The following is a 12,369-nucleotide window of genomic DNA, read 5'->3' as shown; positions in this document are numbered from 1 at the left end:
TTTGGGGAGTTTAGTTAGAATTTTTTTAGATTTAGTTGGAATATCCAAAAAAAGTAAAAAACTACTTATCTCCCGAAAGAAATAAGCAGCTTTTTTGATTATTAGATAACGATGTTCACCATTTTACCAGGAATGGCAATGATTTTTTTCACTTCTTGCCCTTCTAGCCATTGTTGCACTTGTTCGGAAGCTAATGCTGATGCTTCCAGCTCTTCTTTTGTTGCATCTTTTGCAACAAGGAGTTTTGCACGTACTTTTCCTTTAATTTGAACAGGAATTTCCACTTCATTGTCTTCTAATTTGGATGCGTCAAACGTTGGCCACGCTGCATACGTAATTGTATCTTCATGTCCTAAAATGCTCCAAAGCTCTTCTGCGATATGTGGAACAATTGGAGAAATTAGTTTCACAAATCCTTCAACGTACTCTTTCGAAATGCTTTCTGCTTTATATCCTTCATTGATAAATACCATCATTTGTGAGATAGCTGTATTATAATGCATGGATTCGTAGTCTTCCGTTACTTTTTTAACTGTTTGGTGGTACACTTTCTCCATATTTGCAGAGGATGTTTCGGTTACTTTTTCGCTTAGTTTTCCATTTTCATTGACAAACAAACGCCAAATACGGTCTAAGAATCTTCTTGAACCATCTAGTCCATTCGTTGACCATGCTTTGGAAGAATCTAGTGGTCCCATAAACATTTCGTATAGACGAAGGGAATCGGCACCGTGTGATTTTACGATATCATCTGGGTTTACTACATTCCCTTTTGACTTAGACATTTTCTCATTATTTTCACCTAGAATCATTCCTTGGTTAAATAGTTTTTGGAATGGCTCTTTCGTTGCAACAACTCCAATGTCATAAAGGAATTTATGCCAGAAACGCGCGTACAATAAATGCAATACCGCATGCTCTGCTCCACCTACATAAATATCGACTGGTAACCAGCGTTTTGCTAGTTCTGGATCGATTAGCGCTTCATCATTGTTTGGATCGATGTAGCGTAAGTAGTACCAGCAGCTACCTGCCCATTGTGGCATTGTATTTGTTTCACGACGTCCTTTTTTCCCTGTTACAGGATCTACTACATTTACCCATTCTGTAATATTGGCAAGTGGTGATTCACCAGTTCCACTTGGCTTAATATCTGTTGTTACAGGTAGCATTAGTGGCAAATCAGACTCGTCTACAGTTGTTGAAGTGCCGTCTTCCCAATGGATAACTGGAATTGGCTCTCCCCAATAACGTTGGCGGCTAAATAACCAATCGCGCAAACGATACGTAATTTTCTTTTCGCCTTTACCATTCGCTTCAAACCATTCAATTGCTTTAGCAATTGCTTGTTGTTTGTTCAAACCATTTAAGAAATCTGAATTCACAAGTGTTCCGTCTTCTGTATAAGCTTCTTCTTCGACATTTCCACCAGCGACTACTTCTACAATCGGCAAATCAAATTGCTTAGCAAACTCATAATCGCGCTCATCATGCGCTGGAACCGCCATAATAGCACCTGTTCCGTATGTTGCTAATACATAATCGGCGATCCAAATCGGCATTTTCTCGCCACTCACAGGATTGATTGCATAAGCACCAGTGAATACCCCTGTTTTATGTTTGGCAAGATCTGTACGCTCTAAATCACTTTTTAGCTTTACTTGATCTTGATATGCTTGCACTGCTTCTGATTGCTCAGCCGTAGTTATTTTTTCAACTAATTTATGTTCTGGAGCAAGCACTGCATATGTTGCACCGAAAATCGTGTCAGGACGTGTAGTAAATGCACGGAACGATTCATTTGTGCCATCGATTTCAAATGTAAGCTCTGCACCTTCTGAACGTCCAATCCAGTTACGTTGCATTTCTTTCAAACTTTCCGGCCAATCTAGTTCATCCAAATCTTCCAAAAGTCTATCTGCATAAGCAGTAATACGAAGAACCCATTGACGCATCGGACGTCGTTCTACTGGATGTCCTCCACGCTCTGATAGTCCATCGATTACTTCTTCATTTGCAAGAACTGTACCTAATGCAGGACACCAGTTAACTGGCACTTCATCTACATAAGCCAATCCTTTTTTGTATAGTTGGATGAAAATCCATTGTGTCCATTTGTAATAAGATGGATCCGTTGTATTTACTTCTCGATCCCAATCATATGAAAAACCAAGGTCATTCATTTGGCGTTTAAATGTAGCGATATTCTTAGCAGTGAATTCTGCTGGATCGTTACCTGTATCAATGGCGTATTGCTCTGCAGGAAGTCCAAAAGCATCCCACCCCATTGGATGAAGCACGTTATAGCCTTGTTTACGTTTAAATGCACTTAATATATCCGTTGCAATATACCCAAGCGGATGACCTACATGAAGTCCAACACCTGAAGGATATGGGAACATATCTAATGCATAAAATTTAGGTTTCGAAGGATCGTCCACCATTTTATACGTCTTGTTTTCTTTCCAATACTTTTGCCATTTTTTTTCGATTGCTTCATGATTAAAGCTCATTTAGTTTCCTCCTCCAATAAAAAAACTCGTCCCTTAAAAAACTAAGGGACGAGAGTATATACTCACGCGGTACCACCCAAATTAGTGGAAATCCACTCAACTTGTTTCCTTAACGCGGATAACGGTATAAGCTACTAAATTTCACTTACACAGACTCAAAGGCGAGTTCAATAATTCGTTACGCTAACTTCCACCAACCGTTAGCTCTCTTTGGAAACGACGATTATTTACTAATCCTTCTCACAGTCACTTCTATTAGCATTTATTCTAATGGATTTCGATCTAAAATACAAGCTGTACTTATATCGCAACATTCTCTTTTACATCTTTAACAATTAGCGTTGCTTCCGTTGCATCTATAATATCTTGAATCGTATACCCTTCAAATACCTCTTTCAACTCAAGACCATCTGAAGTTACTTCTATCATTGCCCGTTCTGTTATTATTTTATTCACGACTGCTTTACCTGTTAACGGTAATTCACATTCTTTTTTAATTTTTGCAGAACCGTCTTTTGCACAATGGTCCATAATAACGATGATTTTTTTAGCACCATGTACTAAATCCATGGCACCGCCCATACCTTTAATCATTTTTCCTGGAATCATCCAGTTCGCTAAATCACCTTTTTCGGAAACTTCCATTGCTCCTAAAATCGCTACATCGACATGTCCACCGCGAATCATCGCAAATGATTCAGCGCTTGTGAAAAAGGAAGATCCCGGAATTGTCGTTACCGTTTCTTTTCCTGCATTAATAAGATCTGGGTCCACTTCCTGTTCAGTCGGGTAAGGTCCGATACCTAGCAATCCATTTTCCGATTGTAAAACGACTGTCTTATCTGGAGAGATGAAGTTCGCCACTAATGTTGGAATTCCAATCCCTAAATTGACGTAGTTACCATGTTCGATTTCTTTTTCTGCTCTTCTCGCGATTTGCTCACGTGTATTCAACTTAGTCTCCTCCTTATGAACGTGTCGTTAGACGTTCGATTCTTTTTTCTTGTGCCGCTTGGAATAATCCTTGTACATAAATACTTGGTGTATGTATTTGTGCTGGATCTAAGTCGCCTGTTTCTACAATTTCTTCTACTTCTGCTATCGTAATTTTTCCAGCTGCTGCCATCATGGGATTGAAGTTTTGAGCTGTTTTGTTATAGATTAAGTTACCAAATTTATCTGCTTTTGCTGCACGAATCAAAGCAAAATCCGCACGAAGAGATTCTTCTAATACATACTCCTTGCCATCATAAACGCGCACTTCTTTTCCTTCCGCCACAACTGTACCAACACCCGCTGGCGTAAAGAATGCTGGAATACCTGCTCCGCCTGCACGAATTTTTTCTGCTAGCGTCCCTTGAGGTGTCAGCTCTACTTCTATTTCTCCAGATAGCACTTGACGTTCAAATTCTTTATTTTCTCCTACATATGAGCCTATCATTTTCTTAATTTGTTTATTTTTTAATAGAAGTCCTAGACCCCATTCGTCTACTCCACAGTTATTCGAAATAACCGTTAAATCTTTTACCCCTTTTTCTACTAAAGCTAATATCAATTGTTCAGGAATTCCGACTAGGCCAAAACCTCCTACCATTAACGTCATTCCATCTTCAATATTTGCTACAGCTTCACTTGCTGAACTGTAAAGTGGTTTCATGATACAATTCCCCTTTCTTATGTAAAGATACTACAATCTAATATTCTCAAATATCCGATAAATTAGCAATCTATTTTCCTCAATCTATTTCGGGGATAAATTATTTAACCATAACATAAAATATCAATAATATACCCCGATTATATAAGTAATGAAATTCACCTCGAATTAACGAGAAGATAAGTGCTGGCATACGCCCTATGAAATGGATCGCAGACTGAGTACGCAACAGCGTATCGGCCTAAACTAACAATCAGCAGGGGAAAAAAATACCCCTGCTAATCGAAGTTTCACTTTATTGACTTGTGTAACCACCGTCTAAAATTACCGCTTGCCCAGTCATTCCTTTAGCAGCATCACTAGCTAGAAACAATGTCAAATCAGCAATTTCCTTTACACTTAACAATCGTTTCTGTGGAACTAAAGGATACAACACTTCTTCTAAAACTGATTCAACCGGAACATTCCGGACTTTCGCTAAATCCTCAAATTGATTTCGAACAAGTAGGGTGTCTGCATATCCTGGGCAAACAGCATTCACTGTAATTCCATCTGTGGCTGTTTCTAGAGCTGCAACCTTTGTAAGTCCTATTACGCCATGTTTAGCTGAGTTATAAGCAGCTTTACCAGCAAAACCAACCAAACCATTAATAGAAGCCATATTAATAATTCTACCGAATCCGTTCTTCCGCATATGTGGAAGAACATGTTTAGTTGCTATAAACGGAGCTGTTAGCATTATTTTTATTAATAGTTCAAAGCGTTCAGTCGGGAACTCTTCTAGCATCGCAACATGCTGCATTCCAGCATTATTGATCAATATATCAATACGGCCAAACTCTTCTACCACTCTATTAATAGAGTGTATAATTTCCGCTTCATTTGTGACATCACACCTGATGCTAAGAACATCTTCTCCAAGTGATAATGCAGCTTCTTTCACTTTTTCTTCATTTATATCTGTTAATACTACTCTTGCACCTGCTTCATAAAATTCGCGCGCTATCTCAAATCCTATTCCTTGTGCTGCTCCAGTAATGAGGAGTACTCTATCTTTCACCATCCGTATTACCCCCAAAATTCAGTAGTTATTATCGCTAGAGAAAAATTTAGATACCTAAACCAAGTGAAAATAATATAATTGCTATAGCTGTTCCTAGTACAGGTACTACTACAGTTGTTGCTCCTACTGCCCAATAGGCAGCACTATGCTTTTCTCCACAGATTGATTGAATCGTAGTAACGACATATCCATTATGCGGAAGTGAATCTAGTGCACCAGAAGAAATAGCGACTACCCTGTGCAAAGCTTCTGCATTAACACCCATATCCATATAATGTGGCGCTAATAATGGTAAAGCGATTGATTGTCCACCAGATGATGAGCCCGTCATACCAGCAATTACAGATACTGCAATAGCAGCTCCAATTAACGGCGATCCAGGAATGTTTGTCATTGCCTCCACTGCAGTTGTAAATGCAGGAACATTTTTTGCAACTCCTCCGAAACCAACAACTGCAGCTGTATTACCGATTGCAATAAGAGCACCCACAGTCCCAGCTGAAAAGGCTTCCCAGAAATTTTTTGAATACTTTCTTCCAACAATATAAGTTGCGATTACTCCACCAAGCAAGGCGATAATTAATGCGGATTGCGCTAGTTTATCATGGAAAATAAATGAGATCGCTAATACAACTACTAAAGGAAGCATTGCTAAGAAAGGATTTGGTAAACTTCTTTTCGTGTCAAATGTCGGATCCGATTCACGGTCTACAAATCTTTCTCCTTTATTTACCGCTTTCTTAATAATACGGCTCAACCACCAATATCCAAAAATCGCCATAAACGCAGCTACGATAATACTTACTTCCCATCCTGCATATGCATTGGTTCCTAAAAACTCAATTGGAATCCAGTTTTGGATTTCAGGAGATCCTGCAGATGTCATCGTAAATGTTACGGAACCTAATGCTAACGTTGCTGGAATAAAACGACGTGGTAAATCTGCTTGCTTAAACAATGATATTGCCATTGGATATACAGAGAACGCAACTACGAACAGACTTACGCCTCCATATGTAAGAATTGCACAGGCGATAACAATAGCAAGTACTGCATACTTCATTCCTAATCTATCGACAATCCATTTGGACACGGAATCTGCTGCACCGCTATCCTCCATTACCTTACCAAAGACAGCACCAAGTAAGAACATTAAATACCAGGACATAATAAACCCGGTAAACCCTGTCATATAACTAGTTACAAAATTAGCTTCCCCTTCCTCTGCCAATTGTGCAAATAATGGCATCCCGCTCGTCAATGCAACTAACAATGCCGATATTGGACCAGCCATTAAAATATTTACGCCTTTCATGGTCAAAACAATTAATAAGGCTAAGCCACCTATAAGACCGATCATACTTAATACTTCCATCTACAAATCCCCCTATTATTATAATCCTCGTAAAATAGCAAACTGTCTTTCTGTGAAAATAGTTTATTAAAGTGATAAAAATAAGTTCCAAATTCCGGTAATAGAATAATTAGGGCAATATCATCCTCTTCAATAAATTTTAGGTACTACAATAAATTTTCAAGTATAAAATCATCCTATTATCTAATTCTCTGCAGCAGAATAGATTTCTTTAATAGAGACATTTTTGTATACTCAGAGAAATGAAAGTGCTTTCATAAGTCATTAAAACATAATCAGAATTATCATTCAATAACAATTGTGGCGATATTATTAATACTATTTTTACCATTAATCCGATTTTTCGGATAATTATTTCACTAAAATAATTTAATATGTAAGATTGCTTCACAATAAAAAAGTCCGATTTTCTGGACTAGTGTCCAAAAACTCGGATTTAGGTCAAAAGTTATATTTTTTAATTTTTTCATAAAGTGTAGATCTACTTATCCCTAATTGTTTTGCGATCAACGCTTTATTAGATTGATTTTCAAGTAAATCCTGAATGACGCGTTTTTCCACTTCAATTAATATATCTTCCAGTTTTCCATTCGTTTGAAAGGACAGTGTATTTTGTTTCTTGACTTGTATTGGTAATGCAGAGGGTACTATGACGCCATCTTCAGCTAAATATATGGCTGCTTGTAATACATTTTGCAATTCACGTACATTTCCTGGCCAATGATAGGACTGAAGTATTTCTCGCGTTTTTGTTGCCAAAACAATTTTCCGCCGACCAGCCTGCACAACAAACTTTTGCAAGAAATAGTTTAACAGTTCATCTAAGTCCTCCATACGATCCCTAAGAGGGGGAATCCGTAAGGTTACAGCTTGAATTCGATAGAACAGATCCTCCCTAAACTTCTTTTCTTCCACAAGATTTGCTAAAGATATATTCGAAGATGCTAGTATTCGAACATTTACTTGTTCCTCTTTCTCCGAACTAGTTGTAAAAATCGGTCCATCTTGTAACGTACGTAGAAGCTTGGCCTGTAATGTCAGAGGAAGCGCACTAATTTCATCTATGAATAGTGTCCCTTTATCTGCTTGCTTATATCTACCTCTACTAAATTTCCCAGTTGTCAAGTCAAGCTTTCCAAATAATTCTTCCTCTAGCATTTCAGATGGAACTTCTGCACAATTCACTTTAACAAACGGCTCATTTGAACGTTCAGAAAGCCGATGTATACAATGTGCAAAAATTTCTTTTCCAGTCCCACTCTCCCCTTCTATTAAAACGGGTATATCACTCGGAGCAATTATTTCGATTGTTTCTTTTATTTTTCGCACCGCTGTTGAAGTTCCTTTAATATCGCCAAGATGGAACTTTTTATAGCTATTATCTTCCATGTTCAATTGAATACGCTCCATCGTTGTTCGAACATGAGAGCTTAGCTTTTTCCAATCAGACATATCTCTAAATATTACGCTGCCAAAAGCACCAACAATTTTCCCATCGACAACAAGAGGCACTCGATTGGCAAGCATGTATGTCCCTTTAATATAGTGAGGCGAGGCAATATGTGTTTCCCCCGACTTTATAACTTCATGCATTTTTGTATTTTCAATAACTTCAGCAACTGGCATTCCAATTGCATCATCCCTTTTTACTTCTAAGAAGCGGCAATATTCTTCATTAATGTAAAGAATATTCGAATGCTCGTCCACAATTACCAACCATTCGAATGCATTTTCTAGAATTTCTGCCAACAATGACATAGATAAGTTTTTCAAAAAAGTTTCCATCCCAATTTCCCCCTTTTGAAACAGCTTCTCTTTCATATTCTCAAAGATTGGCAGATTAATCAATTTCATTTCATAGAAAAACCGTTTGACTTTCATCAAACGGTGCGTTTTTTAAGTGGTAAATCATAAAGCAAACTCGTCACAATCGCAAAAATCATCAAACTCGTAAGGATTAAAATCATCATCGGTGTACCATAAGCTTCTACAAGTACTCCGCCTATAAAAGGTCCAATCATCCGTCCAATAGTTGCCATACTATTGACGATTCCTTGATAAAACCCTTCCCTTCCTTTCGGTGCTAGCTGACCAGCAAGCGTCGGAACGGCTGGCCATACGAACATCTCACCAATCGTCAAGATGACCATCGCCGTGATAAACATGGCGTAACTCTCTGCAAAAGCAACGACTACAAATGATCCCATAAAAATAACAATTCCAATGATAAGCTGCGCTTTGATTTTATGCTCTAATCGACTGATAATTGGTTTGATCATCGGTTGCGCCAAAATAATTAGTGCACCATTGATCGACCATAGCAAACTATACTGTTTTAATGTTATCCCTAAATCTAACACATGCGTTGAAATAGTAGATGTCCATTGCACGTATACAATCCATGTTAGCATATACCCAATTGTCACAATCATCATCGCATAGAAAGGTGCCTTTTGTTTTATTTCCTTTTTCTCGTTCAACACCGAGCTATGTCTATTCGTCGTAACAACTAATTTCCGATAAAAAATCCATACAATAGCTAAAAATAAAATATAAGTCAGCAGATTCGCCATGAATATGTGATTGATATTATTTGCCGCCACTATCCCTGCAATTGCAGGACCAATTGCAACTCCCACATTTTGGGCCAAATAAATGGCATTAAATGCTTTTCTTCCACCTTCTGGCCAAACACTGCCGACCATCGCATACATACTTGGGAAAATAATTCCCCCACTAAATCCTAAAATTGCAACAAACCATATATATTCTGGCCATCCATGCCAAATTGTCAGCAGCACTAAAGCAACCATTGACAAAATAATTCCTAGCATAATCGATTTATAACCACCAATACGGTCGAACAAATACCCTCCAAGTAAATTACCTATCACACCCGTTCCGGCATTGATCATTAGAACAAACCCAGCCATCGACAGCGACTGCCCCAAATAATCATGCATATAAATGGTATGTAACGGCCACAAGAAGGAATTCCCCATCGTATTGATAAACATTCCGATGATTAAAAGCCATACAGCTTTTGGCATACAAAACACCTCATTTCCTCGTACGCTAGACTATTGTATGCTTTTTTATATCGTACTTCAAGATAGATACAACAAACTTCCCAAAGACATGATAAAATAGGCATGTTAAGGAGTGAATTGGCATGAATGAAAACAATTTCCCTTTTCCATCAGATGGAAAAAGGTATTATACATGGAATCGATATTTGCGAGACAAATTTGATCAAAAGATTTTCAAAGTTGCGCTGGACGCTGGCTTCGACTGTCCAAATAGAGACGGTACAGTTGCTTTTGGAGGTTGTACTTTTTGTAGCGTCGCAGGAAGCGGTGATTTCGCGGGAGATAAAGTCGATCCAATCCCCGTACAATTTGAAATAATAAAAGCCAAAATGCATGAAAAGTGGAAAAAAGGAAAATACATCGCCTATTTTCAAGCATATACAAATACACATGCCCCACTTCCCGTACTAAAAGAAAAATTCGAAGCTGCTTTAGCATTAGAAGGTGTCGTTGGCATCTCCATCGCAACTCGACCCGACTGCTTACCAGATGATGTAGTCGAATATTTAGCCGAGTTAAACAAACGAACGTATTTATGGATCGAGTTAGGACTTCAAACCGTGCATGAAACAACGGCAAATTTAGTCAATCGTGCGCACGATTACCCTACTTATATAGAAGGCGTAAACAAATTACGCAAACACGGCATTCGAATTTGCACACATATTATAAATGGACTTCCTTTAGAAGACAGAGAAATGATGATGGAAACTGCACGTGAAGTGGCAAAACTTGATGTACAAGGGATTAAAATCCATTTACTGCATTTATTAAAAGGGACTCCCATGGTGAAACAATACGAAAAAGGGAAACTAGAATTTATGGAGCGAGATGCATATATTCAGCTCGTTGCCGACCAATTAGAGGTGCTTCCGCCGGAGATGGTTGTCCAACGCATTACCGGTGATGGACCGATTGACTTAATGATTGGACCTATGTGGAGTGTCAATAAATGGGATGTATTAAATGGAATAGATGCCGAACTTGCAAAACGAAATAGTTATCAAGGGAAATTATATGAAAAGATTGGTGTTTTACGATGATATTAAAAAGAGTATTACCATTTGCTAAAGATTTACTAGCAAGTGTTGTGGAAAAAGGTGATTCGGTAGTAGACGCCACTGCCGGAAATGGACATGATACATTGTATCTTGCGGATTTAGTAGGAGAAGATGGGCATGTCTATGCTTTTGATGTGCAAAAAGATGCTATTCAATCAACTGCGGAGAAATTAGAGCAAGCGAATTTGCTCGGACAAGTCTCCTTAATTCATGATGGACATGAAAATGTCGCGAATTATGTTACTGGGGAAGTGTCTGCCGCCATTTTTAACTTAGGGTATTTACCCGGTAGCAATCATGAAATCGTGACAAGAGGAACTTCTACTGTTCAAGCAATTGAATCTCTCTTAAGTTTACTTAAAGTTGGTGGGTTGATTGTTTTAGTCGTTTATCATGGGCATGAAGGTGGGAAAGAAGAAAAAGATGTATTACTTTCTTTCGTGCAGCAACTACCTCAAACTTATGCGCATGTGCTTTCGTACCAATTTGTTAATCAACAAAATGACCCGCCCTTTATACTAGCGATTGAAAAGATGAAGATGAGTTAACGTTTTAACAAAGGAACCCCCAACTATTCTGAATAGTTGGGGGTTCCTTCACCTAGCACTATACTATTTTAATAGTCAAGAATTATTTTTCGACAGTTTTTTACTATAAATTACTACTATTAAAAGAACGATGGCTATGATAAAAATCCCAGTGTATACAAATGCCAGCGTATACAAATGCCAGCGAGATATTAATTAGGCCGAACAAAGATAGAGCCAATAGTATTCCTAATATAATAAGAATTACTGACAACATATTCTTCAGCATCTCTCATCCTCCTCATTTTACAATATTAAGCTCCGGCCATTCCAATACAATATGCAATCACTCCTTCAGTCAATAAACCTGCACCTAATAAGCAAGGTACACAGCCGGCACCTGCTGTTCCAATACAAGCAAGTCCACAAATTACGGAAAGGGATGTGATTGCCCAAGCTGCAATTCCTTGACTTGCTAAACAGTCATTAAAATTACTCCACCATCCTGCTTCAACCGTTTGGGCTTTAAAAAAAGAGAACTTAGAATTAGTCTTCATAGCAGTGTTTTGCTCTTGCGGTTCCAAAACAAAATCTTTTTCAGAAAACTGTAATGTTTGTTTATTTAATAAGTTTCCGCTTGAATAGATTGCAGTATCTGAAGAATAATTTTGTTCATCCCCTACAATTTTTACTTCATAATAAAAAATTACTTCCCCATTTTTAAACCCTACTGTAAAAAATGATTTATTCAAATGTTTCTCTACATTTTCATATACTATAGGTAGATAAATTAAAGTATGATCTTCACTAGATTTCCCCACTGCATTGGTAAAATCAATTTCACCGTCAGTACTCAATTTTACTTCATTTTTTTCAAGTAAATCATTCAAGGTACTTTTCATTAAATTCAAATCTTGTAAACTAACATCAGAATATATGCTTTCTAACTTTGCTTAAACTAAGAGTAATACTAAATTCCTCAACAACATCCTATCATCCAATCTAATAATACCGTTATTAAATCCATCTCCACAACACCCCCTTCCTTATCAATAGATTAAAATTTTACTTTCTAGTATATTTT

At 37.8% G+C, this 12,369-nt stretch carries 10 protein-coding genes and 1 other annotated feature; of the genes, 2 read left to right on the top strand and 8 right to left on the bottom strand.

The genetic code is table 11. The features are described 5' to 3' along the window. Window positions 1-101: 101 nt before the first annotated feature. From leuS to ACIQ38_RS06440, 7 genes are all read right to left on the bottom strand, one after another. On the bottom strand, window positions 102-2,513 hold the full coding sequence (gene leuS, locus ACIQ38_RS06470; protein WP_402819780.1) for a leucine--tRNA ligase: 2,412 nt from the start codon (window positions 2,511-2,513) through the stop codon (window positions 102-104). Between the two features lie 41 nt (window positions 2,514-2,554). Further along, window positions 2,555-2,766: a binding site (T-box leader), on the bottom strand. Window positions 2,767-2,813: 47 nt separating this feature from the next. Continuing rightward, window positions 2,814-3,467, bottom strand: a complete 654-nt coding sequence (locus ACIQ38_RS06465) for a 3-oxoacid CoA-transferase subunit B (RefSeq protein WP_402819777.1) — start codon at window positions 3,465-3,467, stop codon at window positions 2,814-2,816. A 13-nt stretch (window positions 3,468-3,480) separates the two neighbouring features. Next, window positions 3,481-4,170: a CoA transferase subunit A gene (locus tag ACIQ38_RS06460; RefSeq protein WP_402819774.1), complete on the bottom strand. Its 690-nt coding sequence runs from the start codon at window positions 4,168-4,170 to the stop codon at window positions 3,481-3,483. 295 nt (window positions 4,171-4,465) lie between these two features. After that, window positions 4,466-5,233 (bottom strand): 3-hydroxybutyrate dehydrogenase, encoded by a 768-nt coding sequence (locus ACIQ38_RS06455; protein WP_402819771.1) that lies wholly within the window; start codon window positions 5,231-5,233, stop codon window positions 4,466-4,468. A 46-nt stretch (window positions 5,234-5,279) separates the two neighbouring features. After that, window positions 5,280-6,608 (bottom strand): GntP family permease, encoded by a 1,329-nt coding sequence (locus ACIQ38_RS06450; RefSeq protein WP_402819768.1) that lies wholly within the window; start codon window positions 6,606-6,608, stop codon window positions 5,280-5,282. A gap of 441 nt (window positions 6,609-7,049) precedes the next feature. Further along, window positions 7,050-8,393, bottom strand: coding sequence for a sigma-54 interaction domain-containing protein (locus ACIQ38_RS06445; RefSeq protein WP_402819765.1), 1,344 nt, complete (start codon window positions 8,391-8,393; stop codon window positions 7,050-7,052). A 95-nt stretch (window positions 8,394-8,488) separates the two neighbouring features. Further along, a complete protein-coding gene (locus ACIQ38_RS06440; RefSeq protein ID WP_402819762.1) occupies window positions 8,489-9,658 on the bottom strand; it encodes an MDR family MFS transporter in 1,170 nt (389 codons plus the stop codon). Between the two features lie 122 nt (window positions 9,659-9,780). Between ACIQ38_RS06440 and mnmL the strand changes: the two genes are divergently transcribed. Next, on the top strand, window positions 9,781-10,740 hold the full coding sequence (gene mnmL, locus ACIQ38_RS06435) for a tRNA modification radical SAM protein MnmL/YtqA (RefSeq protein WP_402819759.1): 960 nt from the start codon (window positions 9,781-9,783) through the stop codon (window positions 10,738-10,740). Then, window positions 10,737-11,306 (top strand): tRNA 5-(aminomethyl)-2-thiouridylate-methyltransferase MnmM, encoded by a 570-nt coding sequence (gene mnmM / locus ACIQ38_RS06430; protein WP_402819756.1) that lies wholly within the window; start codon window positions 10,737-10,739, stop codon window positions 11,304-11,306. The genes mnmL and mnmM overlap by 4 nt, the downstream gene beginning before the upstream one ends. A gap of 293 nt (window positions 11,307-11,599) precedes the next feature. On the opposite strand, the gene ACIQ38_RS06425 is transcribed toward mnmM, so the two are convergent. After that, complete coding sequence (locus tag ACIQ38_RS06425) at window positions 11,600-12,187, bottom strand: hypothetical protein (RefSeq protein WP_402819753.1); 588 nt, start codon at window positions 12,185-12,187, stop codon at window positions 11,600-11,602. Between the last annotated feature and the right edge of the window lie 182 nt (window positions 12,188-12,369).

The sequence above is a fragment of the Psychrobacillus sp. NPDC096389 genome (assembly GCF_044762855.1).
Lineage (GTDB): Bacteria > Bacillota > Bacilli > Bacillales_A > Planococcaceae > Psychrobacillus.
Note: the sequence above shows the minus strand (reverse complement) of the source record. Positions and strands in the feature narration are given on the sequence as shown.